At 53.8% G+C, this 26,462-nt stretch carries 21 protein-coding genes and 1 pseudogene; 7 read left to right on the forward strand and 15 right to left on the reverse strand.

Annotated elements, in window-relative coordinates:
* Window positions 1–385: 385 nt before the first annotated feature.
* Window positions 386–1,303, forward strand: a complete 918-nt coding sequence (locus FD19_RS04245) for a class C sortase (RefSeq protein ID WP_054749975.1) — start codon at window positions 386–388, stop codon at window positions 1,301–1,303.
* A gap of 321 nt (window positions 1,304–1,624) precedes the next feature.
* On the opposite strand, the gene FD19_RS04250 is transcribed toward FD19_RS04245, so the two are convergent.
* The gene (locus FD19_RS04250) at window positions 1,625–2,863 is read right to left on the reverse strand and encodes a helix-turn-helix domain-containing protein (RefSeq protein WP_056969199.1); all 1,239 of its coding nucleotides are present in this window, start codon (window positions 2,861–2,863) and stop codon (window positions 1,625–1,627) included.
* 30 nt (window positions 2,864–2,893) lie between these two features.
* Complete coding sequence (locus FD19_RS04255) at window positions 2,894–3,436, reverse strand: helix-turn-helix domain-containing protein (protein ID WP_054749968.1); 543 nt, start codon at window positions 3,434–3,436, stop codon at window positions 2,894–2,896.
* 342 nt (window positions 3,437–3,778) lie between these two features.
* Between FD19_RS04255 and FD19_RS04260 the strand changes: the two genes are divergently transcribed.
* Window positions 3,779–4,315 (forward strand): DUF1697 domain-containing protein, encoded by a 537-nt coding sequence (locus FD19_RS04260; RefSeq protein ID WP_054749966.1) that lies wholly within the window; start codon window positions 3,779–3,781, stop codon window positions 4,313–4,315.
* Between the two features lie 60 nt (window positions 4,316–4,375).
* Here FD19_RS04260 and FD19_RS04265 read toward each other — a convergent pair whose 3' ends face one another.
* From FD19_RS04265 to FD19_RS04290, 6 genes are all read right to left on the reverse strand, one after another.
* The gene (locus FD19_RS04265; protein ID WP_056969200.1) at window positions 4,376–7,564 is read right to left on the reverse strand and encodes a Cna B-type domain-containing protein; all 3,189 of its coding nucleotides are present in this window, start codon (window positions 7,562–7,564) and stop codon (window positions 4,376–4,378) included.
* Window positions 7,565–7,856: 292 nt separating this feature from the next.
* Window positions 7,857–8,864, reverse strand: coding sequence for an aldo/keto reductase (locus FD19_RS04270; protein ID WP_054749958.1), 1,008 nt, complete (start codon window positions 8,862–8,864; stop codon window positions 7,857–7,859).
* Window positions 8,865–8,904: 40 nt separating this feature from the next.
* Window positions 8,905–9,309: a hypothetical protein gene (locus FD19_RS04275; protein WP_054749956.1), complete on the reverse strand. Its 405-nt coding sequence runs from the start codon at window positions 9,307–9,309 to the stop codon at window positions 8,905–8,907.
* A 184-nt stretch (window positions 9,310–9,493) separates the two neighbouring features.
* A complete protein-coding gene (locus FD19_RS04280) occupies window positions 9,494–11,437 on the reverse strand; it encodes a hypothetical protein (RefSeq protein ID WP_056969201.1) in 1,944 nt (647 codons plus the stop codon).
* A gap of 238 nt (window positions 11,438–11,675) precedes the next feature.
* On the reverse strand, window positions 11,676–13,829 hold the full coding sequence (locus tag FD19_RS04285; protein WP_056969298.1) for a Tex family protein: 2,154 nt from the start codon (window positions 13,827–13,829) through the stop codon (window positions 11,676–11,678).
* Between the two features lie 238 nt (window positions 13,830–14,067).
* Window positions 14,068–14,919 (reverse strand): LysR family transcriptional regulator, encoded by an 852-nt coding sequence (locus FD19_RS04290; RefSeq protein WP_054749952.1) that lies wholly within the window; start codon window positions 14,917–14,919, stop codon window positions 14,068–14,070.
* 109 nt (window positions 14,920–15,028) lie between these two features.
* Between FD19_RS04290 and FD19_RS04295 the strand changes: the two genes are divergently transcribed.
* Both FD19_RS04295 and FD19_RS04300 read left to right on the forward strand, forming a co-directional pair.
* On the forward strand, window positions 15,029–15,907 hold the full coding sequence (locus tag FD19_RS04295) for an aldo/keto reductase (protein WP_054749950.1): 879 nt from the start codon (window positions 15,029–15,031) through the stop codon (window positions 15,905–15,907).
* A gap of 1 nt (window position 15,908) precedes the next feature.
* Window positions 15,909–16,769: an aldo/keto reductase gene (locus FD19_RS04300; RefSeq protein WP_054749948.1), complete on the forward strand. Its 861-nt coding sequence runs from the start codon at window positions 15,909–15,911 to the stop codon at window positions 16,767–16,769.
* Window positions 16,770–16,903: 134 nt separating this feature from the next.
* Here the strand turns inward: FD19_RS04300 and FD19_RS04305 are convergent, their stop codons facing one another.
* A complete protein-coding gene (locus FD19_RS04305; RefSeq protein WP_156321861.1) occupies window positions 16,904–17,470 on the reverse strand; it encodes a TetR/AcrR family transcriptional regulator C-terminal domain-containing protein in 567 nt (188 codons plus the stop codon).
* A 76-nt stretch (window positions 17,471–17,546) separates the two neighbouring features.
* Between FD19_RS04305 and FD19_RS04310 the strand changes: the two genes are divergently transcribed.
* Entirely contained in the window at window positions 17,547–18,242 is a 696-nt protein-coding gene (locus FD19_RS04310) for an NmrA family NAD(P)-binding protein (RefSeq protein WP_056969202.1), read from the forward strand.
* A gap of 241 nt (window positions 18,243–18,483) precedes the next feature.
* Here FD19_RS04310 and FD19_RS04315 read toward each other — a convergent pair whose 3' ends face one another.
* The 5 genes and pseudogenes from FD19_RS04315 to FD19_RS09875 form a co-directional block, all read right to left on the reverse strand.
* Window positions 18,484–19,467, reverse strand: coding sequence for a zinc-binding dehydrogenase (locus FD19_RS04315; RefSeq protein ID WP_235804141.1), 984 nt, complete (start codon window positions 19,465–19,467; stop codon window positions 18,484–18,486).
* 108 nt (window positions 19,468–19,575) lie between these two features.
* Window positions 19,576–20,556 carry an alpha/beta hydrolase gene (locus tag FD19_RS04320; RefSeq protein WP_054749944.1) on the reverse strand — a complete coding sequence of 327 codons (981 nt, stop codon included), beginning with the start codon at window positions 20,554–20,556 and terminating at the stop codon, window positions 19,576–19,578.
* 646 nt (window positions 20,557–21,202) lie between these two features.
* Window positions 21,203–21,397: pseudogene (locus tag FD19_RS04325) on the reverse strand (maltose acetyltransferase domain-containing protein); the annotation flags it as partial.
* A 349-nt stretch (window positions 21,398–21,746) separates the two neighbouring features.
* Window positions 21,747–22,496, reverse strand: coding sequence for an SDR family oxidoreductase (locus FD19_RS04330; RefSeq protein ID WP_056969204.1), 750 nt, complete (start codon window positions 22,494–22,496; stop codon window positions 21,747–21,749).
* A gap of 211 nt (window positions 22,497–22,707) precedes the next feature.
* Window positions 22,708–22,920, reverse strand: a complete 213-nt coding sequence (locus FD19_RS09875) for a DUF2255 family protein (protein WP_338034387.1) — start codon at window positions 22,918–22,920, stop codon at window positions 22,708–22,710.
* 131 nt (window positions 22,921–23,051) lie between these two features.
* Here FD19_RS09875 and FD19_RS04335 point away from each other — a divergent pair, with 131 nt between their 5' ends.
* Window positions 23,052–23,705 (forward strand): TetR/AcrR family transcriptional regulator, encoded by a 654-nt coding sequence (locus FD19_RS04335; protein ID WP_054749936.1) that lies wholly within the window; start codon window positions 23,052–23,054, stop codon window positions 23,703–23,705.
* Between the two features lie 189 nt (window positions 23,706–23,894).
* The gene (locus FD19_RS04340; protein WP_082619498.1) at window positions 23,895–24,860 is read left to right on the forward strand and encodes a site-specific integrase; all 966 of its coding nucleotides are present in this window, start codon (window positions 23,895–23,897) and stop codon (window positions 24,858–24,860) included.
* Between the two features lie 28 nt (window positions 24,861–24,888).
* On the opposite strand, the gene guaA is transcribed toward FD19_RS04340, so the two are convergent.
* A complete protein-coding gene (gene guaA, locus FD19_RS04345) occupies window positions 24,889–26,445 on the reverse strand; it encodes a glutamine-hydrolyzing GMP synthase (RefSeq protein WP_156639629.1) in 1,557 nt (518 codons plus the stop codon).
* Window positions 26,446–26,462 lie beyond the last annotated feature (17 nt).

The following is a 26,462-nucleotide window of genomic DNA, read 5'->3' on the forward strand; positions in this document are numbered from 1 at the left end:
TTATGAAGCGCTTCTCACCAGATTGACGTAAACTTGTGCGACGATGAGCAAGTTGATATGGTTGGTGCATCGGTAGGCACTACAAAATAGTCACCCATCACTTAGCAGGATTAGTAGGGGTTAACAGGTCAGTTCTGTCCAGGTCACATTTGTCCCCTTTGCTCACAGCCACCATCAAAATGATTATGATAGTTTTTGACGGTACGACGCGTTCCCAAAATGTTGCGTACATGCGCGTCGTGCCATCATACTTAGTGGTGCCCAGTATAAACCCCAGTATGTGATTAGACGCCGCCCGCCCCCCAAGCTGTGCATTGTCTTCACCAAACGTTGCCGGGTTAGTACTGACACCACATTTTTGTACATATGTAAAGGAGGGAAAACCGTGTCCACCAAGCCACGTACCACCGCAGTACCCCAAGGCCCGACAATCCAGTCGCATCGACACGGTTGGTTGAAGTGGTTCTTCGGGACCATGGTCGTTTTGGGAGCCATCATTTTCTTCGCCCCCATGATCTACGAACACCAACAGGCCAACCAGCGCATGCACTTGGCAGAAGCCTACCGCAAGCATCTCTATCCGGCCGACGCAAAACGTGATGAACTAATTCGTCATTACAACGCTAACGCATATGCTACCCAGCAACACCGGGTGCGGCCTTACCACCAAGTCACTATCAAGCAGATCATGAATGGCCATCCCCACGCCGCAATTGGCAACATCACCATTCCCAGCATCAAGTTAAAGGGAATGCCAATTTACTATGGGGATAGCGACCGGGTCCTGGCAAAAGGCACTGGTGTTATGCCGTTTACCTCGCTTCCTGCCAAGGGCCACTACGTTACCTCATCAGTTACTGGACACACCGGGATGGCTAATAAAATCTTCTTTGATAACATTCGTTACATGAAGAAAGGCGACGTATTCTACCTAGACGTCTTTGCCCACCGCCTCGCCTACAAGGTTTACCGCAAGCAAGTGATTGACCCGCAAAGTCCCGACGCCGTGTCACACTTTTACGTCCAGGGACGACAGAATCGCGCCATCCTGATGACTTGTACGCCAATTGGTATCAACGACCACCGCTTGCTGGTATATGGCAAACAGGTACCCATCAAGGAAGCAGAGCAAACCCACACCATTCCGCGAGACGCCTTTAGCCCAATGAACTTGTGGCGGGACGCAATCATTCTGTTACTGGTGCTACTGCTACTGTGGTGGCTCTATCGGTGGTACCAAGACCACAGGGACAAAAAGCGACAACAAGGCGCAGCAACAAACACGGAAGAATCAGCCGACTAGTTACAAATAGACACCAAAAAGCTCCAGCGACCGTTACCCGGTTACTGGAGCTTTTTGAATACGAACGGGCAGATGCCTGTACTAACCGACTGGGTGCTTACAATTGTTACCCAGCAATTGCAACCCCAGCTTCAAGTACCGCCCGTCTCAGATGGTTCTAACTACACTACCCATGATCTTACTCCATAGACTGTCTGATCCCTCAAACTCAACTAGACCAAGACTACCTTATAGTTACATTATGCAAAGTAATAATGATAAAGAGAAGTAAATTTGCATATCTGCCTCTTCGTTAATACGTATGACCATTATTAGTTGCTTTTACGCGTGGTCGTGCTCCTCAACCGCCGCGTCATCAAACGTACCAGCCGGCAACTTGTCAGCCCACTCTGTTTTCAGGGAGGCCAAAGTATCAGTGTGACCCGTCAGGACGGTCTGGTGCACGAACAATTCCAGTTGCTGATAATGTTCTTGCGTCGGTTCCAACACGTAACGGGCGGCGTACCACATACCTACTGACTGCCAGCGCATCGGCGTCGGATCAGCAATTTTGGGCAACCAATCAAACGTCCGTAAAAAATTCTTCGCCGCCTCAGCATCGAAATTACGCACGATCCGCCTGATGGCATCGCTCATACCCCAGAAATAGTAATTCGCCCCCACTGTGTACGGATGACGGGCCAAAACCCGCCAACCTTTCTTAAACAGCAAGGATAATTGGGCCGGTGGCAGTATGGTCGCCAACGGAATGGTGGCATGAGTCTCCAAAGAACCCCACAAATTCATTTGCAACATGCCTTTAGCCAATTCGGTAGCCTCCTGCTGGGTCTCGGCATCATCAACTAGCCCCTGCTTGGTTGCCGCTAACAGGATCAGCCGTTCAGCGCGTTCAGTCTTCTGCGGCATGTACGGTTGTTGCTGCAAGAATTGCTCAATAATTGGTAGTGCCCGCGCCCGGTCCAAACCATTCACCCGCTTAAACGTTGTGCGCAGCGTAAGAAGTGCCGGACTACCATCGCCTGCTGGCACGGGCGTTGCAAGTACCTGGGAGACTAACAATCCGAGTTCGCCGGTCAGCCGCACCAATGACCCAAAGGATAGACGCGTCTGGCCGCTCTCAAAGCGACGAATGGCGGAGGTGCTGGAAGCACGGGCTACTTCACGAATACTGAGGTGCAACTGCAGCCGGCGATTGTGGACCACCGCGGCCGCCGTGTCTCCGTGCTGAATGTGCACCCCGTGATCAACCAAGTGCTGGTTGTGGTAAACTTTGCCAACCTGAACCCGGTTAAACATTAACTCAAACCAGTGGGCGTCGGTTTCGACCCCTAAATCCCGTAGCGCTTGGATGATCTTCACCACGCGCTGGCTATTGTCGGCAGTGGGTACGTGCAACCAACGGTACACCGCCTGGCCGAACTGCCAGTTGGGCAGAAACTCCGTGAGGGCTGCCTTGACTCGGGGTACCTTAAAGCTACTGGTTAATTCAGGGGCGATGGCGTCAGCCAAGTCCATATCGCGGTCCATCAAGGCACCGAGCCAAATCATCAGTAACTGCATTTCCCGCGCACCACTCCAATTTTGTGATACTTAGCGCGCTCGTTGTGCGAGTAACACGAGTAATTCATGACTCGCCGGACCCACAATGGCCTTGAAGAACTCCGCCTCGATCAGCCCAAACTGCCCAGGATTGTTGAGGTAATCCGCCAAACGCTGCTCCTCCTCATCGGTCAGGCGGCAACGGGCCCGGGGCCAGAACTTACCGGCACGGAACAAAATTGCCACCAACTCCGTGACGTTCGTTGTCTGCGGTTGGTTCGCAAAGTACTCCTGTTCACGTTTCCGCAATTTGGGGACATCATTCAGCTGTATGAGCTCTTGCAGATCCAACGGTAAGTTACTCCAGTCGGTAATGTAATAGCTGATGAAATCCAACTCGTCGATCCCCAAACGGGCCATTAACCCCAACACTTTGTCCGTACTAATATCCAGTTCACCACGTTCAAAGCGCGACAGTGTGGCAGCAGACCATTCGCCGCTAACTTCGTTCAAGGTTAACCCACGACCAACGCGGTACTCGTGGAAGAACTTCCCTAACGCCTGTAGATTGTTGTTACCTGTCGTACTACCCATATTGACCCCTCCATACGTCATTGCCGCATACCGCTACCCGGCGGCCGTACCCATTCTTGGGTCGATGCAATAACGTTAGTGTTGCTACAAAGTCATTATGTTGGGCGTTAACTATTAACGGAAGCAAATTTGCATATCTGCACTTTTGCAAGGGACGCGTCAATTTGCTGGCAACTCCAGAATTTGGTATGGGAGGCACATTAAAATACCGTCGATGCTTGACCGGCTAAACTCACTAAATCGCTATTGGCCTGTTATTGCACGCACGTATCACTACATAAAATAACTAATCAATGTGGAAACATGATAAAATATCAGCAAATAGTCGAGGGGGAGACAACAATGGAGTACCTGGCCCTACTACACGGAATCAACATGGGTAACAAGCACCGTATCAGCATGACAGAATTGCGTACTGCCTTTGTGGCCGCAGGGTTTGACCACGTAAGTTCATATGCCCGCAACGGCAACGTTGTTTTCACTAGCAGTCGGCCGCAAGCGGTCGTGATGGCCCGTTGCCGGGAGGCACTAGCAACCTGGCACCTGTCCGTGCCATTGCTGGTCACCCCCGCAACTCCCGTCGTGGACGCCGTGGCGGCAGCACCGCCCTGGTGGCTCCATCCAGCACCAAATTGCGTCAGTGAAGCATTCTTCATGGGCCAACCGCAAACCGCCCCGTTCATTCTCCAAACGCTGACACCAGCCGCAATGCGGATCCGTAGCTCGATGGTGGGCCCGCTACTGCTAGTAACAGCAGATAGTCCGCACCTAGCCCAGGAATATTGGGCACTCGTGCCTCGCGCCCGGCGTAATCAAGCAATCATCCGCAATCAGTTGATCACTACTAAGCTGGCGGAGCTGATTACTGCACGAATTTAAGTAAAGAAAATCCTCTGGTTACTGCAAATTGGCAGTAACCAGAGGATTTATTTATATCAACTAACCATGTAGACGGCGATAACCCAAAACGCTGACAGTAGCGAGGAACAGTAGCCCCACCACTGCGGCCGCCCGAGCAATTTCATCACCTGTAGCTGGAAATACCCGGTGCTGCGGGTTAGCCTGGGCTCGCGGTGCTTGCGGTACTGCCGCTGGCGTGACTGATGTCGTTGGTGTCGCCGGATTGAACGGCTGTCCCGGCGTCACCGCTTTCGTTGAAGTCGTTGGCGTTGTCGTCGGTGTCGTCGGTGTCGTCGGTGTCGTCGGTGTCGTCGGCACGAGTGTATTCGTAATATCGAATCCGTCAACACTGGCCGTGTAGCCCACAGGCACTTTCAATTCTTGCACCGTGTATTCGACTTTGGCCCCAGCTTCGAACTTTGGTAAGTCCGCAAACGTATACCGCCAATTATGCGTAGTATCTAATTGGTGCGTAGCCACCGGCTGACCATTAGCCAACAATGTGACCGTAATGGCTGTCGGGCGCATACCATTCTGGTTGTTGTGATCCTGCCAAATTTTGTTAACGGTCACTGCAGTTGTGGCTGGCGTGTGTACGTTCGTAATGTTGAACCCATCAACCTTAGCCGTGTAGCCGGTGGGTACATTCAGTTCCTTGACCGCGTACTTAATGTTTTGGCCGGCACTCTTTGTGGGCAAGTTGTCAAAACTGTACTGCCAGTGGCTGGCAGCGGTTACCGTCCGCGTGGCCACCTGTTCACCATTCGCGTAAAGCCCCACCGTGACTTGGTTTGGCCGCAAACCATCCTGGTTGTTGCCGTCGTCCCAGGTCTTGGTGCCCGTAACTTTTGTCGTCGCCGGCGTATGGGTGTTCGCGATGTTGAACCCATCAACTTTGGCCGTGTAACCCTTAGGCACGTTCAACTCTTTGACCGTGTACAGCACTGACTGACCGGCGGCATTCACCGGCAGGTTGCTGAACTGGTACCGCCACCCCTGCTGGGCGTTCGTCGTCGTTGTAGCCAGTTGCTGGCCGTTGGCAAAGAGCCCCACCGTGACCTGGCTTGGCCGCAAGCCGTCACGGTTATGGTCATCATTCCACGTCTTCATCCCGGTTATCGTCGTGGTTACCGGGGTGTGGGTATTAACGATATCAAACCCACTGACCTGATCCGTATAGCCCTGCGGAACGTTAACTTCTTGAACAGAGTAGTTGATTTTTTGACCCTGGTCATACTCCGGCAACTTGGTGAAGCTGTACTGCCAGTGATCAGCTGCGGTGATTGTCTGCGTGGCCACTTGCTGACCGTTGGCATACAGACCGACCGTCACCTGCTGAGGCCGCAAACCATCCTGATTGTTACCGTCGTCCCAAGTCTTGGTGCCCGTCACTTTCGTCGTCGCCGGGGTGTGCGTGTTTGTAATGTTGAACCCATTCACTTGAGCCGTATACCCTTGGGGAACATTTACTTCTCGTACCGTGTACTTAATGGCTTGACCATCTTTGTTAACCGGCAACTTATCAAAGCTGTACTGCCAATGATCCGCCGCCGTCACCGTCTGCGTCGCGACCTGCGAACCGTTAGCATACAAACCAACCGTTACTTGGCTGGGCCGCAAACCATCCTGATTGTTACCATCATTCCACGTCTTCGTGCCCGTGACTTTCGTCGTCGCCGGGGTGTGCGTGTTCGTAATGTTGAATCCATCAACTTTGTCAGTGTAACCACCCGGGACGTTCAGCTCCTTCACGGTGTACTTGATGTCCTGACCATTAGCTTTTTGCGGCTGGTTGGTAAACTGGTACCGCCACTGTTGCGCAGCCGTCACCGTCTGTGTTGCCACTTGGATGCCGTTAGCGAATAGCCCCACCGTAACCGCATTCGGCCGGATGCCATCCTGATTATTATGATCAGCCCACGTCTTGGTACCAGTAATGGTCGTCGTCGCCGGGGTGTGTGTGTTCGTAATGGTATTGGTACTATTGTCCACGGTGCTGGTATAGCCAGTCGGGACGTTCAGTTCCTTCACGGTGTAATGAATGCGCGTCCCGTTGGCATCAACTTCCGGCAAGTTCGTGAAGGTAAAGTCGCTGGCGGGAGTCGTCACGGTTTGTGTCTGTACTGGTGTAGTTCCACCGTTGGCAAAAACACCCACTTGAATGGTCGCTGGGCGCAACCCATCCTGGTTATCGTTATCGGCCCACACTTTGTGGCCAGTCACAGTGGTGCGCCCTTCAATGCCGCCGCCAGTGGCACTACCACCAACGCGCACCTGTGCGGAACCAGCGTACGAACCCGTGGTGTTATCGAAGGGGACATCCCCATTTGCGGTCACCAATGAACCCGTCATCGTAAAACTGTTGTTCATGATGGCGGCCGCACCGCTGGCAATGTAATCCTTATCCGTAATGTTCGTAGCATAAAGTAGGTTCAGGCTCTGGGTCACATCCTGATTGAACGTCACCGTAATCTTCCCACCGTTGACATTCACCGTATAATCGCTAGTCGGGATTGTCTGCCCTGAATCTGCCGCGGTGACGCGAATGGTATCCGTCGCAATCGTTTGGTTGGAAGTATCTACCGTATCGACCAGCTGCACGTTCTTCAGGTGTTGTGCGTTCGGATCAATGGCTACCTGCCACTGCACCTGTTGGTAACGCTGAGTCTGCTGATCAAACGACTCGTCGATCAGCCAGCCTAACTTGCGCGCGTAGTCCTGGTTGCCCGCCGCGGAACCGCCAGTATTCTTTTCGCCACGCGCCCAGAATTCCAGCGTACCCGCTTTGCCGTATTGGTGGGTTTGGTAAAAGGTGTTAAAGGTGATGCGGCCCGTTGTGGCACCCTTGGCAGCGTAAAATGAGCCCACTGTCTCACCCGTTTGCTTATCGACAATCGGGAAGGACTGGACTTGATTAAATGCTACGCCGTCTGGTAGCGTTACGGTCACATAGTCGCCTGACTGGACTTGAACATTATCAGCGAGCGACCACTTATACTGGACGTAGACATTGTCCCATAACGTTAACTGATCGGGATTCTGCACCACCGTCCCGTTTTGGTCCTTCACGGTGGCGTCGTCAGCCGTTAGTCCCTGCGCCGGCAATTCCCGGGCGGTATCAACCGCCCCAACGTTGGTCGGGGCAACCATCAACAACTGTCCCACAATCAGCAACAAACTCATGACGGTAGTAAACAGTCGGCGCCAACCATTAATGTGCTTTTTCATTATCGATAACCCCCAACTTACCAATATTCATGCACCCACAAGTTATACCCAGGAAAATGTGGGCTTATCTCTGATATCATTATAGCATTGGTTACCCGGGTTAACGGCTGACGTTTTGGCGAATTGCTTGGGCATTAGGGTCGATTTTCCGACGTTCGCACTGGCGACCACCGCCACCGGCTAAAATTGCGCCGGTCGCTGCGTTCATCTACGTGGTACGCGTCTTTGAGCGGCAAAGAGTAAACGCAAAAGGGCTACGGTGCTCAGCACCGTAGCCTTTCTAAACTGCAATTTACTTAGGATCTGCATCCAACAAGGTCACGCCTTGCGCCGGATTGTGGTCAATGGCACCCACCACTTTGTGTGGCACGTATGGTTCCTCAAGATAGCTAATGTCCTCAGGGGTGAGGTGCACATCGAATGCGCCCGCCGCATCATCGAGGTAACGACTCTTTGTCGCCCCAATAATCGGTGAAGCCACACCCTTGGCCCACTGCCAAGCCAAGCTGATCTGCGCCATCTTAACGCCGTACTTATCGGCCAGCTCGTGCACGCGCTCAGTGATCTTCACGTCGTACTGCTTAGTGTGGTCATACTTGCCCCGCGCCACGCGGTCCGTCTGACTGCGCTTAGTGTTGGCCGTCCAGTTAGGCCGGGCCAACCGCCCTGAAGCTAGGGCACTGTACGGCATCAACGAAACGCCCATCTGCTTGCAAATCGGGATCAATTCGCGTTCGTCTTCCCGGTACAACAAGTTGTAGTGGTTCTCCATCGCGGAAAACTGCGTCCAGCCGTTGTCCCGCGCCGCCAGCTGCATGTTGTAGAACTGGTAGCCATACATTGCGGACGCCCCGATGGCCCGCACCTTGCCGGCTTTGACCAAACCGTCCAGCGCTGCCATCGTTTCCTCAATCGGCGTATCGTAATCAAACCGGTGGATGATATACAAGTCCAGATAATCAGTGCCTAGCCGCTTCAGCGAACCATCAATTTCACGGTTAATGGCCTCCTTGGACAGCCGCCCCGGATTGAAGTACACCTTGGATGCCAGCACAACTTTGTCCCGGGTCGTGTGCTGTTTCAACGCGCGACCTAGGTACTCCTCACTGGTCCCCGCTGAGTAGGTATTCGCCGTATCAAAGAAGTTGAAGCCATCCGCCAACGCGTGGGCCACCACGTCGTCAGTCTGGTCCTGGTCCAACGTCCAGTCATGCATCGTACCCGCCTTGCCAAAACTCATGGCGCCGACACACAACTTGGCGACCTTAATGCCGGTATGGCCAATTTCTGTATACTCCATACTTAATTACCACCTTTCATCATATCCTGCCAATTACCAATTAATATGCGTCGCTGATCCACCGGAGACAAAGACGTGGCCGCAATGGCCGCCCGAATCGTGGCCCCCGCACCATTGGGCGCAATCCCCAGCGGTGCATCGGTCCCGTACAATACGTGGTCAACGCCATAAAAGTCGACCGCGAGCGCCCCAACGCACGTGTAAACCGCTGAATGCCCATCAGCTGGTCGTTAGTGGCGACGTCGTCCTCGATCATGCGTACCGCCGCGGAAATTACCTGCCGTTCGTCAGCTGGCACCGCTACCGCTCGTGCCGCCATGTCCGTTAATAACGGGTGCCGCATCCAGGCATTACGGTCGAGGGCGTCCGGCGCTAGTTGCAACATCTGCGCCAGAAACCGGGGCGGCAATACGTGGGCAAACACATCAATTTGGTTAACCCCCATACAGGCACCCCTTCCTTATGGTGATCAATACCAACAGTGCTGTTTGCTTTCAGTATAAGCCCGGCCATCACCAATTAGCATTACCAAATACGCATACCTCCAGGCCTCCAGGCCATACTAATCGAGGCGAATTTGTACCATTTGTAGGTGCGGCAACGGTATCGGAATCAGGATCCGGTCACCATCACGTCGTAACGTTACCCGCAGCGTGCCGGGCACGGCTGACCACCGTGGCGGTCAGCGCTGCCACCGGTGCGGCCGGCTGCCAAACCAGCTGGTCATAGTCGTCAAGCGTAAAGTTTGCCGCCCATAACGTTAGCCGGTCGTCTTGGGTGACCACAAACTTCACGTTCGGTGCCCCGACCAGGTAGTCGACTTTGGTCACCCGCGCCAGCATCTGCTGGTACAAGCCCTGCTTGAACCCGACAAACTGTGACTCCCAGCCGTACTTGGGATCCGCTGCCATTGGCATCACGATGGTCTGGCCGTTAATGATTACCATCACGTTACCCAGCTGGTCGCCGTGGGCGTTGTACGCATGACTCCAAACGTCCACCTGCGCGTCCGACGCGTACGTGAGCTGCAGGTAGTCACCAGTGTGTTGCAGCATCGTCACCCGCGGCGCCACGACGCCCTCAACGGTGTGCCCGTCGGCCGCTTCGTAAGATTGGTAGCCGGTACGCACCCCGTGCCACTCGGCATTGGTGATACCCAGTAAACTACCCAGTCCCTGATCCAGCACCACTTGCACAGCTTCCCCGTCGAGCAACGTGACGTTATCCGTCAGGAGCTGCCGCGTGGTCGCCGGATCAAAGTTGCGCAGTAACTGGCCGCTGATGGCTAACTGCCGTCCGCGAAGATGCACGTCCGGCCCCACCGGCGTAATCGTGGTCGCAAATCCCATTGTACCCAGTAGCGCCGCCCAGTTGGTTTCGTGCGGCAACAACTCAGCCGGATCTTGCCCAGCGGTGGTGTGGATGGTGTACGCCGAATCTTGGTCCACCAACACCTGAATGCCGCGGGCGTGGCTCATCCGTAGCCGGTGGTCACTCACCTGGTTCAGAAACGGTTTGCTTTGCGCCAACATTTCGGCATAGTGGTAATCGTCATCAATACCGTTGCCCATCATGTCAAAGAGGTTGAGCAGGATGCCGCGGGCACCCACTAACGCCGCGGTTTCAATTTGAAACTGCGTGAAGGCGACCGACTTCGCAAACGGCGAGTACATGTAGTTCTCTAATTCCGGAAACAACTCCGCGTCATCCCCAAGGTACGCGGCCGTCGTCCGGGTGTAGTCCTCAAAGACGCGGCTGTACCTCAGGGGGGCAATTTCGTTATACGCGGGCAGGTGGGGCCGGGCCACGCGGGGATGACCGGCACCGGACAGCGCGTCGAATTGCGCCGCCCAGTCGCGCCCCTCCACGGCGTGCCAGTTAGGAAAGGACGTCATTTGCGCCAAGTTCGTCGTCGGTGAAACCGCGTGGACCCGCTGTTCGATCAGACGGACAGTCGTCTGCATCTCCGCCCGCGCGGTATCCAGGTAAACTTTGCGTTCCGGTGTCGGCGTGCCGGGTGCCAACATGGCGGCGACAAAGTCCGCCCGGCTTTCCCGATGCCCCAGCTTGGCCTGGTAGATGGCCATGTGGTGGTCACAGAAGCAACCCAGTTTAAGCGGCGTATGGTTATAATGGCGGAAATCGTCCTCCAGCCACAGTTCGCGGGGATGCAGGGTGGCGTACTGTGCGTACCGGTCGGCTAGGTACTGGCGCCACCCCGAATCATCGGGGCACGCAATCTCAGTGGCCTGGCGTCCGTTGATATCAACCAACGTGTGGATACCCAAGGCCGGATCCACACTGTGCCCCCGGTCCGAGTGCATGATCGTCGTCCACGGGTTCAGGCTCGTGCTGACCCCCAGCTGGGCCAGCCGGGCTGCCACCGGGCGAATCGCGTCTAGCCACACTTGTGTTTGGGCAGCGTTGAGGTGGCTTTCGTTGAGTTCCTCCGGATTGATAAAAAAGGCCACGTTGTCGATCTGCGCCGCCTGGACGAAGGCGTATAACTTGGCGTCTTGGGTCGGCGTGTTGGTCCGTGGGTCAAGGGTGTAACGGAGCGAATATTGAAACATGGTTGTCCTCCCAGCAATATGTATTTGTGAAGCGCTTCCATTGTAGCATACGTTGGTTATTAACCACTGACCCACTGCGGTACCGACAACTGGTGGTGCCCGTGCCCGACACCGTGGGCCTTACGCAACCCCGGACAAGACGCGCATCCATATTGATAGCAACTCCTGCCTACACACAAATAGCTCCAAGCAATCCGCACGCACCGACGTGGGCAGATTGCTTGGAGCTATCTTGGTATTACTGCTTTGCTACTGGGGGCACCATCGTCAGTTGGATCCGCTCGCGCTGCAAATCGACCGACTCGATCCACACCGTCACGATGTCGCCCACCGCCACCACGGTGTTCGGGTCGCGGACAAACTGCTTGGCCATGCGCGATACGTGCACCAACCCGTCATGCTTGACGCCGATGTCGACGAACGCCCCAAAGTCGACCACGTTCCGCACCGTACCCTCGAGCCGCATCCCCGGCTGAAGGTCAGCCATCGTTAACACGTCGTGCCGTAAGAGCGGCGCCGGCATGTCGTCACGCAGGTCGCGTCCCGGACGCTGCAGGCTCGCCACAATGTCAGCCACCGTGGCCGGGCCCACGCCCGCCGCCACAATCGGCGCGGTGTCTACTGCCTGGATGCGGGCGTTAGCGGCCGGCGTGCCTAACTGGTCACCCGTTACCCCCGCCGCAGCCATGATCTGCCGCGCTACCGGGTAGCTTTCCGGGTGCACATCGGTATTGTCCAACGGTTGGTGCCCGCCAATAATGCGCAGGAAGCCGACTGACTGCTCGTAAGCCTTGGGCCCCAACCGCGGCACGTGCTGCAACTCCGTGCGCCGATTGTAACGCCCGTGCTCGTCGCGGTACCGCACAATGTTGGTCGCAATGGTCGCCGACAGCCCCGAGATACGCGTCAACAACGGCACACTCGCCGTGTTCAGGTTGACGCCCACCCGGTTGACCGCCCGCTCCACGACCGCGTCGACCTCCGCCGCCAGGTCTTTGGCTGGCAAGTCGTGCTGGTACTGGCCCACGCCGATCGCGGCCGGGTCAATTTTGACCAACTCTGCCAGGGGGTCCTGCAACCGCCGGGCGATGCTGATGGCGCTACGCTGCTCCACGTGCAGGTCCGGGAATTCGTCGCGCGCCACCTGGCTAGCGGAGTACACCGACGCGCCCGCTTCGTTGACAATTACGTAATAGACGTCGCGATCCAGGTGCTGCAAAGTTGCGGCCACAAACTGCTCCGACTCGCGGCTGGCCGTACCGTTACCAATGGCGATCATCGTCACCTGGTACTGCGCGATGAGGTCCAGCAACTGTTGCGTGGCGGCCGCGCGCTGGGCGGCCGGAGCCGGCTTGTGCGGGTAAATCACGGCCGTGGTCAGCAACTTGCCGTTAGCATCCACCACTGCCAGCTTGCAGCCGGTACGGTAGGCCGGATCAAAACCTAGCACTACTTGGCCCTGCATGGGTGCTTGCATCAACAAATTGTACAGGTTTTGCCCGAACACCTTAATGGACTGCGCCGCCGCGGTAGCGGTCAACGCACCGCGCACCTCACGCTCGATGGCTGGCCCAATGAACCGTTTGTAAGCATCAGTGTACGCCGCTTCGATGAGCGCCGTAGCCGCGGTGTGGGGGTGCTGGCCCACCAACTTGAAGTGGCAATAATTCATGATGGCGCCGGTATCCACCGTCACTTTGACCGACAGCACCTTCTCCCGCTCGCCCCGGTTCAGCGCTAATGTGCGGGTCGCGGTCATTCGGTTAATGCGTTCAGCAAAGTCGTAGTATTGCTGGTACACGCCCTTCTCGTCTAGTGCCCGACCCTTAGGACGCACCCGGGCCTGGATGCTCCCGGTCCGCTGCGTGTACCTGCGAATCCACGTTCGCATGGGCGCCAGCTCACTGAAGGTCTCGGCCAAAATTTCGTGCGCCCCGGCCAGCACGTCCGCCACCGATGTGACCGCCTGAGCGGGATCAACGTACTTGGCGGCCTCAGCCTCCACTGACCCCTGCGGAAACTGCAGGAGCCACTCGGCAAACGGGGCCAGCCCGTGCGCGCGAGCCATCATGGCCTTGGTCCGCCGCTTCTGTTTGTACGGCAAGTACAGGTCTTCCACGTCCTGTAGTTGGGTCGCCGCCGTTACCTGGTGCCGCAACGCGGGCGTCAATTTGCCCTGCTCGTCGATGCTCTTGAGGACCGCGGCTTTGCGTTCTTCGAGCTTCACCACGCGGGCATGTGCGGTTTCAATGGCCTGAATTTGTACTTCATCCAGGCTACCAGTCATTTCCTTACGGTACCGCGCAATAAACGGCACGGTGTTACCATCCGCCATCAGGGCCAGGACCTGCTCAATTTGGTGAGCACTGATACCTGGCAAGTCTGGCCGCATTAACGTAATGGTTGTTGGTTGGTTTGTAGGCAATGTTGAACTCCTTTGATGTGAAAACTGATTTTATCTTACCATGGTCGGTAACATCAATATAGGCTAATGGTCACCAGCCGACCAAAGTATTTGCGCTGGATTATTAGGCTAAAAGTTTGTTTGGTATAGCCGTTTCATTCACCAAAAAGGCTGTTTATCAGCAGCCTCCAAATACATATATAGCTGGTGGGAATGAATCGGTTAGTTACGCGGACGGCCAATGGTGACGAAGCAAGTCGACCACCGACGCGACGCTGTTCGCATTATCGCGTAAGTAGTGGGCGTAGACCGTTACCCGCGCCTGAGCATCACTGATGGGCACGGCGACCCGGTCATCCACTGAGCTCACGGACGACATCGTGACGTTGGTTGAAAAATACGGAAAGTGTGAATGTGCGATCAGTTCCGTAAACGCATCCCGACTTTGATACATAAACTTGGCGTGGGGAATGTCGGTTTGGATTAGGTCACGCCATGGACCAATCGCACCGAGCACGATAAAGCTCTCACCCGCCAAATCAGCAAAACTTACACTGGTCTGGTTGGCTAGGGACGAAAATTGGTCGAGGTGTACACGCAAGGCCTCCACGCCGATCGTAGTCGTGTCGATGTCCGTGGCCGTGATTGGTGCCGTGCTCAACATCACGGCGCACTGACGCTGACGCAACACCGTGGTTACTGCCGTCGGAGCAAATAGTGTGTCCACGACCTCCACGTTGTCCGGCAAGGTCAATCGTCGCAGCACCGCCAAGGGGCCCGGAATCGTCATCCCCACGCGCACCCTGTGCTGCTGATGCGCAAAGTTAACCACCGTGGTCGCAAAGTCACGCTCGCGTGCCAACAACTCTTCCGCTTGGTGGACGGCAAACCGACCGGTCGTGGTCAGAACCAAGCGGTTAGGTTCGTGCCGAAACAACGGCACGCCAATCATGGTCTCCAGCTTGCGTAAGCCACGGGACACTGACGGTTGCGTAATATTGAGTTGAGCGGCAGTGGCTGCGAGGGTGCCCACCCGGGCAAACACCACCAATTCCTCCAGTAAGTAGGCATCAATCATATGACCATCCCCCCCCTTTTTTAGCTTGCGTTATGCGTATACTAACATGCTTATTGGACAATTTTCAAACCGACGCGACCGCACTACACTGTCATTAGGAGGTAATTTCATGACAAGTATTCCGACCATTAAATTGAATAACGGTGTCACCATGCCCACATTAGGCTTTGGTGTTTTCCAAATTGCTGACGCTACCGCCGCCGAAGCTGCCGTTAGCGCCGCTTTATCCGCTGGCTACCGACTCATCGATACCGCCACCGCATACCACAATGAAACGGCGGTCGGCGCCGCCATTGCCAAAAGCAGCGTCCCCCGTGACCAGATTTTTGTGACCTCAAAGCTGTGGGTTTCCGATTACGGTTATGCCCGGGCCAAAGCCGGGATCGACGCCTCGCTGCAACGCCTGGGCCTTGATTATTTGGACCTATATCTACTCCACCAGCCGTATGGCGACGTGATGGGGGCTTGGCGCGCAATGCAGGAAGCCCAGCAAGCCGGTAAGTTGCGGGCAATCGGCGTGTCCAACTTTTACGCCGACCAGCTAAAGAACCTCGAGTTAAGCATGCCAGTTCCTCCGGCCATCAACCAAATTGAGGTCAACCCGTGGTACCAACAGCCACAAGAAGTGACCTTTAACCAAAGCGAAAACGTACGCGTGGAGGCGTGGGCACCGTTCGCAGAGGGCAAAAATGGTATCTTCCACAACCAGAAGTTGCAGACCATTGCTGCCGCTCACGGAAAAACCACCGGTCAGGTCATCTTACGTTGGCTCTTGCAGCGTGACATCACCGTGATTCCCAAGACCGTCCACCCCGCGCGGATGGCGGAAAACTTGGACGTCTTTGACTTCACCCTGCAACCCGACGAAATGACCACCATCACCGGACTCGACCAGGGTGTCAGCCAGTTCTTTGATCACCGCGATCCCGATACGATTGAACAAATTTTTGGTAGCAGTCTGCGCCAAGCTCAACAAGGAGGTAATTAGTATGCCTGAAACATTGACATTGAATGATGGTCACCAAATTCCGGCCATCGGTTTTGGTACGTTCCAAATTCCCAATGATGGTAGTACCTACAAGGCCGTCACCGCGGCTTTGCAAGCCGGTTATCGGCACATCGACACCGCGGTCGCGTACTTCAACGAAGCCGAAGTGGGCCGGGCCATCCGCGACGCCGCCGTACCCCGTGACCAGATCTGGGTGACGAGTAAGCTGTGGCTGCAGGACTACGGTTTTGAAGCCGCCAGCAAAGCCATCGACAAATCTTTGCAGACTCTGGGTATCGATTACATGGACCTATACCTGTTGCACCAACCATATGGGGATGTTACCGGTGCCTGGCGTGCTCTGGAAGCGGCTCAACAAGCCGGTAAAATTCGTAGCATTGGCGTGTCCAACATGACCCCCAAGCTGTGGCAACGCTACGTGCCGCAATTTGCCACCAAGCCAGCAATCAACCAGGTCGAGTGTAACCCCTTCTGCCAGCAACAACCGCTGCGGCAACTGTTGGCATCAGACCACGTCGCCATTGAAGCTTGGGGGCCACTGGGTCATGGCAACACTGACCTGCTCACTAACCCCGCCATCACCACATTAGCTGAACGCTACCACAAGGATGCAGGCCAAATTATTCTGCGCTTCTTGAACCAAGAGGGTATTGTGGTGCTCCCTAAGTCGGTTCATCCTCAGCGCATGCGAACCAACCGCGAGATTTTTGATGTCTCGCTCACCGCTGCAGAAATGACCAGTCTACGCGCCCTGGACACTGGCAAAGGCAGCCATGATCCGGAAGCCCCCGGTGTGGAGCAAATGCTGCTCAGTGCCTTTGATGTGCACGCCAACGACTAGACTAGTCGCTGGTCTGACCTGACAGTGTAGAAACAGAAAAAGAACCTTGCAGATCCGCATAACTGGGATCTGCAAGGTTCTTTTTATATTGGTACTTACTATGAACGTTGTACCCACCACTAACCTAGATGCAATTACTGCAACAACTGCTGACTGGAAAAAGCGTACTGCTGGAGCGCCTGACTCAAGAAGGCTGGCGTGTGCTGAAACTGAAACGAAGCCAAATCGTTCAACTCAAATTGCCCGTCACCACGTAACCATTCCACAAATAGGCCCATCATGCCGTACGAATGGTATGTCACCGCCAGTTGGCGCTGATTATCAAACGGAATTCCCGCTGCCCGACAGGCGTTGGCTGCCAGATCGACGTTGAAGGCCTGAATATAGCTGTTAATATCATTTTGCCCATTTTCGGCGTAGGCGGCCCGGTAAAAATCGCGGTGTCGTGCCATAATGGTCAAAACCTGCTTGATGCGCGTGACCGAATACGCCGGTGCCTTGTCCGCAAAAGCTTGGGTAAAGTCGCCCATAAACACCCACGCTACCACCTCATACTTATCGTGGAAATAGTAGTAAAACGTGGGCGGTGTCACCCCGCAACGTTGGCACAAGGTGACCACACGCACTTTGCTTAACGGCATTTCTGTCAACATTTGTTCTAAACCGTCCGCTAACACCTGCTTCATCTGCTTTGGCATCATGTCCACCCCCACAATGTTGTTGCCATGGACATTGTATAAGGTATCCTTATAAAATGCTATTTTTATAAGGTTACGCGTGGCCGACTATACGGATTACGACGCTATGGTCGCCGCGTTACGGGGAATTGACCGACTTTTATTCGTCTCCATCTCCAACCCCGCGGCTCAGCAAGTCGTCATCAACGCTGCCAAAGCTGCCGGCGTGCAGTTTATCGCGTACACGAGTATCGCTGACCCCCAGTACAATAAATTTGGCCTGCAAGACAACCACCACCAAACGGAAGTGGCCATTGCCGCTTCCGGCATTGCGCACACCTTTCTCCGCAATGGTTGGTACTTGGAGTTAATGCAAGACTACTTGGCCGCCGCCGCTAAAAACAACACGGCACCATACTTTGCCACCCACGGCCAAATTGCGTGGGCCCTAAAACGTGAGTACGCCGAAGCCGGCGCACGCGTGATTGCCACGGCCACAACACTAGAAGTTGTCACGCTCACTGGGGAACCGATCACCTACCAGCAGCTCGCCGAAGCCACTAGCACCGCCGTGGGCCGCGACTTACAGTCAACCGCAGTCAGCCGGAAGGAATTTACGCACATCATGGCGCAATGGGACATCAGTGAACAGGGAGCCATGTTAGCCACTTCGTACCAGGATTACACGCTGCAGGGCAACAACGGTGAGGCGTCACTATCACCCATCACCTTTGAAAAAATTCTCGGCCATCCGCTGACCCCAATTGCGGACGCCATCAAGGAATTGCTGCAATAGTCGTCAACCAATCCAACTAGCCGCATTACTAGTAAGAACGACACAAAGGGCCACCAATCGCATGTTGGCGCGGACCAGCGCCCCAATGGGGTATCAGCCCCATTGGCGATTTTTTGGTTTTCTATCCGTGTTCCTAGGATCTGGGTCAGTACGGTTAGCATCGTTGTCTAACCATACTGACCCAGATCCTTTAGTGCTGGGATAAGCCCGCGAAAAAAAATTCGTTTCACTGCACCTGCAATCACAGCACCACAACATGCTTGCCAACATCCTGGCTGGATTCCAGATCCGCCTGCGCCTGGCCAGCCTCAGCTAGACCATGGTACACCTTAGCAATCTGCACCGGTATCTGCCCTGCTTCGACTTTGCTCAGCACAGCCGCCAAAACTTCTACCGGCAGGTCGCTGGCTGCACCACCATAGCTAGTGAGGAAAGTACCGGTTGGTATCGCAAAGGGGGAGAAGTTTGGCAACGTCCAGCAGCCGTCCAGCGACCCCGTCAAGCAAGCACGTCCGCCTTCCTTCAGCAATTGCATGTCATCAATCAGTTTGTCGGCCCCGACCAGCTCTAACACCTTATCGACGCCGTCTGGAGCCAGTTGCCGAACCGTCGCTGCCAGCTGCGCGTCATCAAGTACCGCGTGATCTGCCCCGTCTTTGGTGATCGCGGCTAACTTCTGCCGGTTGCGGGTGGTCGCAATCACCGTAGCGCCAGCCTGTTTAGCCAAAGCGGTCGCCATCAACCCCACCGTTGAAGTACCACCGTGGACCAGTAGCACATCCCCAGTGTGCAGGTGTAGCCCTCGCCGCAGCGACCCGTAAGCGGTCTGCAATGTCTCCGGCAAAGCACCCAAAACATCCCAGTCCAAAGCACTGGTAAACGGAATCACACCATTTTCCCTGGCCAACGTGTATTCCGCGTAGGTCCCGTCGATTTCACGACCCAGGCCGCCCATTAAGGCCGCCACTTGCTGACCGACTTTAAACATGCTGCCAGAATTGGCGGCCGCGACCACACCGACGCCCTCGATACCCAGGATTCGGGGGTAGGAAAAATCCGGATCTGACTGGCCCCTGCGACTGATGACCTCAGACGGATTAATGCCAAAAGCCTTGATTTTGATCAAAACATACCCGGGCTTCAACGTCGGCCGCGCGACGGTGACGGGCACCATTTGCGCGGTGCTGCACGGCTGCGTGAGCCGAATAGCTTGCATTGTTGGCATAATCGAACCATCCTCCTTGACGAAATTCCACCAAGCTTCAAAAAATCTTGCACAAATTCCAAATGCGGATTACACCGGGTAGCAGTTGCCGCACCTACTTTGCACTAATCAACGCCCTGGTTGTTCCGCAAAATAGTGCCTCGTTGCGTAGTCAAAACTGGCCATCATTAAGCGATGCGCATACTGCGCCTGGGGCGAATTCGGGGCGATGATGTCAAATCCGTGATAGCACCCTTTCAGCACGTGGCATTCAGTCGGCACACCAGCGGCATACAGTTTTTGCATGTAGGTCACCGTCGCGTCGCGGAAGGACTCAATGCTACCAACGAAGGTAAACGCTGGTGGCAGGCCCCGAAAATCTTGTTCCCGTGCCGGTGCGGCGTCAGCAGGCACCTGGTCCGTGCCAAACAAATCACCCAGATAAAGTTTCCAGCCGTTGTCGTTCGATTTATAATTCCAAACCGGCGCATCGTTGTCCTGCATAGAGGCCGTGGTCATGCGGTCATCAAGCATCGGGTACAGTGGCATCTGGTAAGCAATGGCGACCTGTCCGCGGTCCTGGGCACGAATGGCCACGGCGGCGGTGAGCCCACCGCCGGCACTATCACCGCCGACCATCAGCTGGTTGGACCTGATGTTCAGTTCGGTTGCGTGTTGCTGCGTCCAGACCAGCGCGAGGTAGCAATCTTCCAAAGCCGCCGGGTACGGTGCCTGCGTGGAGAGGCAATAATCGGGTGCCACCACCGTACAACCGCGTTCAACCACAAATTTGCGAATAAAGCCCGTTTCCGTTTCCGGCGCCCCCAGCGCAAACCCACCACCATGGATCCACAGCATCCCCGGTTGCGCGGTCGGTTGCAGCAGCGGCCGGTAAACGCACAGACGCAAATCTCCAGAAACACTGCTACCAGCGGGCCGCAGAATATCAACCTGCGTTACCCGCATGTCGTGACTAAAGAGGCCTTTCAGCGGTTTGATCAACAAGTTACTCAACTTAAATGCCCTGGGGGTAAAATACGGCACCAAATGCCGGAAAACCTCTCCAGAATGCCTGAGTTCCGGTGCAATCATCGTGGTTGTGACTTTCATATTAATCTCCGCCTCGATGTTAACTATAACTATACCGGTTATTATGGCTAGTCCACCGGGCTGATGTCAACGGTTACAAAAGCTAGGTAATCACTGCGCAAAATTGGCGCAAAGAAGTCCGCTAAAATTGAAATGCCCCACAATCGCTAGGCAAATAAGCCAGCAATTGTGGGGCACTTTACCACTTCCAGCCAAAAGCAATTGTTTCTGACCCCGGACGGCCAAATTTTGGTCCAGTCTGTGCACGAAACCTTTGTTAACCTGGAAAAACGCGTCAGTGCACCAGTTACCCGAGAAGAAAAGCAAACGTTGCTGACATTGCTCGATAAAATTCAATCCAGGGCTAATTTTAACCCGTAATAACCTCGCTTTCGATTCTGCTCGACTGGTTGAGAACTGGTCCGGTGCACAATGGCTAATTTACCCCCACAACAAAAATGGCTTGAACCCAAGTGAGTATCGGGAACAAGCCATGGTTGTTTAATTCAAAATCTAGATTGCTTAACTTCTCTATTGCACTTCATCTGTCAGTGATACATATGCTTACCACCACAAACAGAACAGTTAGTCGGTCGCCACAAGGTCGGCGCCGCTCCTCAAGGCGATGACGTCCTTGCTACTCTTCGCTCAACTGCCGAATTGGCTTGGCCGGCACCGACAGATTCGGACCGTAACTGCCCAGAATCTCCTGCATCTTCTTGGTTTGTTTTTTCGGTTCCGTGGCGGGAATGGCGTTGAACTCCTGACAGAGCTTCGCCGCGTGGGCTTTGCGTGCGGCGACCTCTGCGTCGGTAAAGCAAAACCACTCCCCGGCCCTCAATTTATCTAATTCTGATGGCATCTAATCATTCCTTTCGCCGTTAAACCTAGCATACGAACCTATGTTTAAGTCAAGAACGCTGACGACAAAAAGCTTAGGAGGGTGCCCGGGTATCAACGCCTAGTATTGACGCAATTAGCAACCAGCTTTTGAGAATCAGATTATCCCGGTGAGGAGAATGAGACATGCGATTCAATCCCTTCTTACGCGACCGCTTGCGTCAACTTTTCAATTAGTTTAAGGCAAAAATCTAAATCAAATTTGTTCGGGGATTTACGATGATGCCCCCATAATCAGCAGGTAAATTATTGTATTTTATCTGACAACCACAAAATGATTATTGCATAGCGCGGTTTTTGTCACCGATTCATCATCCTTCCTGCTTAGTTGGGCGAATCAAGACTTCATTTACGGTTGCGCCAGCAGGTTGATTGATTGCAAATGCGACAGCATTGGCAACAGTTTCTGGATTTAAGCCCAGCCCATCGATCTTCGCTTTCTGCTTGAGGTAGGCTTGCGTCTCGGCATCATCAACCGTCGTATAAAGTTCAGTATCCACCAAGCCTGGTGAGATGATGGTCGAACGAATGCCTTGATCTTTTTCCTCTTGACGTAAGCCTTCCATGATTGCACGCACTGCAAATTTAGTGCCGGCATATACCGCAGAAGTTTGCTCAACCACATGGCCGGCTACAGAATCAGTTGCCAGAATCTGTCCACCGCCTTGCTTTTCCATGATCGGTAATACCGCGGCAATTCCATTCAATACCCCCATAATATTGGTATCAAGCATTGCCCGCCATTCGTCTAAGCGCAATTGTGATAAAGGATTGAGCGGCATGATCCCGGCGTTATTATATAAAACATCAACACGACCATACTTTGTCATGGCCAGTTTAACTACTGATTGTACATCTTCGAACACCCGGACATCGGCAACCTGATAGTTGACCTCATAGGCTGATAATGACGCTGCTATTTTTTTCAATCGATCTTCTCGACGCGCGGAAATGATCACTTTGGCACCATCTTCAGCTAATCGACGAGCTGTTGCTTCCCCAATACCGCTTGAGGCCCCCATGATGATCACAACTTTGTTATTAATATATTGGTTAGACATCTTCGACACTCCTTTACGCAATAACTTGTGGCAACACTTCAACCGTCGCTTTCACTGGACCATCAGGCTGAGTTAATAACATGTGCGGCATATATGGACTCGAAGCATACTTTTTTCGATAGGCGCTGTTAACAGCATCGTCAACACCATCATTGCCAGCTGCTCGAAACCCGCATAAATAATCCTTGCCATCGATCCTGATTTTGCCTGCTTATTGCGTCACCGCTGATCGATACCAACTAGAATGTGTACCATTGTACGGGCGGATATAGAAATGTCCATCAACCACGACACCAGAAATCCTGGTCGGGGTCCCGAAAGTCTTGCCATCACTATAAAATGGGGATACGAAAATATCTTTTGATGTCGAAAAATCATTTAACTCAGAATCACTCCATAACTTCAAAGCAGTCGCTCCTTCCAAAATTCAATTCATTTACCAAAAATAAGTGTACTCCACATTAAATACCATGTAAACCAAAAATGCCTTTTTGGTCTATCCTGTTCACTTATTGTGTTTGCTAAGGTAAAATTGAATGTAGAGGAGTGATTCCAATGACAAACGTTAGTCGTGATATGGGACGCTATAAAACAGATGCGTCAAAACAAGAATTAACTGATACGTTGATGGCTTATTTTCGAGTAGATGGGTTTCAAAAGAGTCGGATCACTGATATTACGAAGATGATGCATATCTCAAAGGCGACGTTTTATAAGCATTTTGATTCAAAAGAATCTGTGTTGACATTGATGGTTGATCAAATTAGTAAATACATTGGTTCTGAAATCGAAATTCCAGTGAACGCTTCTTATCCAGATCGATTCCAACGAATATTTCTCAAAAGTTTGACCATCGCCACCTACGAGTTCGAACCGTTCATGGCTGATTTGAGCGTAACTTATCCTGCATTGGCCGAAATAATCGATAATGCAAACAAGATGCGTCGGCGTAAAATTGTAGAAGTTTTTGAAGCAGCTTCAAACGCCGGTGAGTTCACCCAACAAAACGCGGAATTGTTTGAACTAGAGATTGAATTTACGATTTGCAGGCTGATTGACTCTCATTTCTTGATGCAAAATAATCTGAGCGCAAAAAGCATTGAAGACTATTACCTCATGAAAAAGCAACAACTTGTTGTGAATCCTAGCCATTATCCTGACGATTGGATTCTGACAAACATTCGCAATGTGATCAATAGTGTGCTGTAGTGGTCTCGTTTCAGTAGGTCGCACTTAGCTGTTACCATGAAAAATTCTGACGATTACTCCACCCCCTTTCACCACAGCCACCATCACGTTATAAAAAGGGATTTAATCGCGTCACGAATAAAGGCTATACTCCTTCTTGGGTAGACAAGCAAATAATTAAAGCTTGCCTTCCTAGGAAGGAGTTTTTGTATGGGCCGGAAAGGTTCAAGATACACGCTTGAGGAGAAGCTCTTCTATATTGGCCTAGTTCAAGCAGAAGGCTGGAGCGCAAGGGCAGTTCAACGAACGTATGGGGTCAAAAATAGTCAAGTAAGTAAAAGTTATACTCGCTTGGTTCAGTGCTACCTATCACGCATTTTCCAACGTGCAATCGCACTTGGTTTCATGGACGAAAACCCAGCCAAGACCATTGGCAATGTTCGCAAAGAGAAAACCGAAGTTGGGTTTTGGACGAAAGAAGAATTCGAGGCCGTCATCAAGACGTTTTACATTGAAGACTACTACCAACACTTCTGCTTCATGATTCTCTGGCTTCAATTCATGACCGGCATGCGTATCGGCGAAGCAACTGCGCTTCAATGGGAAGGCATAGATTTTGAAGAAGGCACAATCCGCGTTAACAAGACGCTATGGTTGCGCAGCTACGAGATCTACACCTTCTCGGCACCAAAGACCCCTGCCGGCAACCGCATTATCCCGCCAGACGCAAAGACGCTTGAGATCCTCTCCAAATGGAAAGAAGCTCAAGCGTCTGAATGTAAGACGGATTCTGTTGTTTCGTACAACGGGATGCCAGTTCGTCGAGACTTAGTGGGTCGCATTATCGACCGGCATGCAGCACTCGCCAAAGTACACCGCATCCGGGTTCACGCATTGCGCCACTCACACGCCTCGCTATTGATCAGCTTGGGTGAAAACCCGCTGGTGATCAAAGAGCGGTTGGGCCACGAAGACGTTCAAACCACGCTAGGCACATACGGACATTTATATCCGAATATGAATTTAGCAGCGGCAAAACGACTGAATGGTCTAGTTGCAATAGATTTTGCAACTGACGACGTGGCCAACGTGCAACCCAACGGAAGCGTTCATGGCACCCTCCCAAAAGTTGCAAAAAAGTTGCAATCCGACAGTGACAAGGTGTCGCAACGTTGACATATCAACGTTTGTATCCTCTAATCTGCTATTCCCACTCAATCGTTGCCGGCGGCTTGCTCGTAATGTCATACACGACGCGATTGACGTGCCCGACTTCGTTGACGATGCGAGCCGAGATCTTCTGCAGTACGTCCCAGTCGATACGGGCAAAGTCGGCGGTCATACCGTCCACGCTGGTGATGGCCCGGATGGCGATGGTGTAGTCGTACGTCCGGCCATCCCCCATGACGCCAACACTACGGAAGCCTGGCAGGACGGTGAAGTACTGCCAAATGCTTTCCTGCAGGCCGGCCTTCGCGATTTCGTCGCGCAGGACCCAGTCGGATTCGCGCACGATGTCCAGTTTGTCCTCGGTAACTTCACCCAGGACACGAATACCCAGGCCAGGGCCAGGGAATGGCTGACGCCAAACCAGGTCGTGCGGGATCCCCAGCTTTTCGCCGAGTTCACGCGCTTCGTCTTTGAACAACTTATTCAGTGGCTCGATCAACTTGAACTTCAGGTCATCCGGCAAGCCGCCGACGTTGTGGTGACTCTTGATGGTCTGCGCCGTATCCGTGCCGCTCTCCACCACGTCGGTGTACAGCGTGCCCTGCGCCAGGTAGTCGATGCCATGCAACTTGCGCGCCTCATCGTTGAAGACCTCAATGAAGTCCCGCCCGATGATCTTCCGCTTCTGCTCGGGGTCGGTAACGCCCTTGAGGTCACCCAGGAAGCGGTCGGCTGCGTCGACTTTGATGATCTTCACACCCAGCTTACCGCTGAGGCTGGCCATGACCTGGTCGGCCTCGTTTTTGCGCAGCAGGCCGTGGTCAACAAAGATGCACGTCAACTGGTCGCCAATCGCCTTGTGCAACAACGCCGCCACGACGCTACTGTCGACCCCACCGGAGAGGCCCAGCAGCACCTGCTGGTCGCCCACTTCGGCGCGGATGGCATGCACCTGGTCCTCGATGAAGTCCGACATGTTCCAGTTAGCTGTAGCCCCACAAACGTCGAAGGCAAAGTGGCGCAGGATCTGCTCACCATACTGAGTGTTACGCACCTCGGCGTGGAACTGAATGCCGTAGAACTTGCGGTCGTCATCCGCCATGGCCGAAATTGGGCAGTTCTTACTGGTGACGGTGGTGACAAAGCCATCCGGGACTTCGCGCACCAAGTCACCATGGCTCATCCAGACAGTCTGGTGGGCTGGCAAATTGCGGAACAACACGGGGTCCGTGTCGGTCAGGACATCAATGTCGACGTGCCCGTACTCACGCTCGGTCGCCGGTTCAACGCGGCCGCCCAGTTCCTTAGCCATCAGCTGCATGCCGTAGCACACCCCGAGAATCGGGATGCCCAATTCAAACAGCTCAGGGTCCACGCCCAGGGCACCCTCATCGTAAACCGAGTTGGGGCCGCCAGAGAAGATAATCCCCTTTGGTGCCAAGGCCCGCACCTCCGCCGCACTAATTGTGTGCGGTTTAAGTTCGGAATAAATGCCGAAGTCACGAATCCGGCGGGTAATCAGCTGGTTGTACTGGCTACCGTAGTCGAGCACGATAATCTTGTCGTAGTCCTTATTTTGCGCAGTTGCCACCATGTCACACTCCTTTG

Origin of the sequence: Lacticaseibacillus thailandensis DSM 22698 = JCM 13996 (assembly GCF_001436135.1) — a bacterium.
GTDB classification, from domain to species: domain Bacteria; phylum Bacillota; class Bacilli; order Lactobacillales; family Lactobacillaceae; genus Lacticaseibacillus; species Lacticaseibacillus thailandensis.

Excerpts from the sequence above, each read along its gene's own strand:
- FD19_RS04250 (WP_056969199.1), bottom strand. The coding sequence starts at position 2,863 with ATGCAGTTACTGATGATTTGGCTCGGTGCCTTGATGGACCGCGATATG.
- FD19_RS04255 (WP_054749968.1), bottom strand. The coding sequence starts at position 3,436 with ATGGGTAGTACGACAGGTAACAACAATCTACAGGCGTTAGGGAAGTTC.
- FD19_RS04260 (WP_054749966.1), top strand. The coding sequence starts at position 3,779 with ATGGAGTACCTGGCCCTACTACACGGAATCAACATGGGTAACAAGCAC.
- FD19_RS04265 (WP_056969200.1), bottom strand. The coding sequence starts at position 7,564 with ATGAAAAAGCACATTAATGGTTGGCGCCGACTGTTTACTACCGTCATG.
- FD19_RS04270 (WP_054749958.1), bottom strand. The coding sequence starts at position 8,864 with ATGGAGTATACAGAAATTGGCCATACCGGCATTAAGGTCGCCAAGTTG.
- FD19_RS04275 (WP_054749956.1), bottom strand. The coding sequence starts at position 9,309 with ATGGGGGTTAACCAAATTGATGTGTTTGCCCACGTATTGCCGCCCCGG.
- FD19_RS04280 (WP_056969201.1), bottom strand. The coding sequence starts at position 11,437 with ATGTTTCAATATTCGCTCCGTTACACCCTTGACCCACGGACCAACACG.
- FD19_RS04285 (WP_056969298.1), bottom strand. The coding sequence starts at position 13,829 with ATGCGGCCAGACTTGCCAGGTATCAGTGCTCACCAAATTGAGCAGGTC.
- FD19_RS04290 (WP_054749952.1), bottom strand. The coding sequence starts at position 14,919 with ATGATTGATGCCTACTTACTGGAGGAATTGGTGGTGTTTGCCCGGGTG.
- FD19_RS04295 (WP_054749950.1), top strand. The coding sequence starts at position 15,029 with ATGACAAGTATTCCGACCATTAAATTGAATAACGGTGTCACCATGCCC.
- FD19_RS04300 (WP_054749948.1), top strand. The coding sequence starts at position 15,909 with ATGCCTGAAACATTGACATTGAATGATGGTCACCAAATTCCGGCCATC.
- FD19_RS04305 (WP_156321861.1), bottom strand. The coding sequence starts at position 17,470 with ATGATGCCAAAGCAGATGAAGCAGGTGTTAGCGGACGGTTTAGAACAA.
- FD19_RS04315 (WP_235804141.1), bottom strand. The coding sequence starts at position 19,467 with ATGCCAACAATGCAAGCTATTCGGCTCACGCAGCCGTGCAGCACCGCG.
- FD19_RS04320 (WP_054749944.1), bottom strand. The coding sequence starts at position 20,556 with ATGAAAGTCACAACCACGATGATTGCACCGGAACTCAGGCATTCTGGA.
- FD19_RS04330 (WP_056969204.1), bottom strand. The coding sequence starts at position 22,496 with ATGTCTAACCAATATATTAATAACAAAGTTGTGATCATCATGGGGGCC.
- FD19_RS04335 (WP_054749936.1), top strand. The coding sequence starts at position 23,052 with ATGACAAACGTTAGTCGTGATATGGGACGCTATAAAACAGATGCGTCA.
- FD19_RS04340 (WP_082619498.1), top strand. The coding sequence starts at position 23,895 with ATGGGCCGGAAAGGTTCAAGATACACGCTTGAGGAGAAGCTCTTCTAT.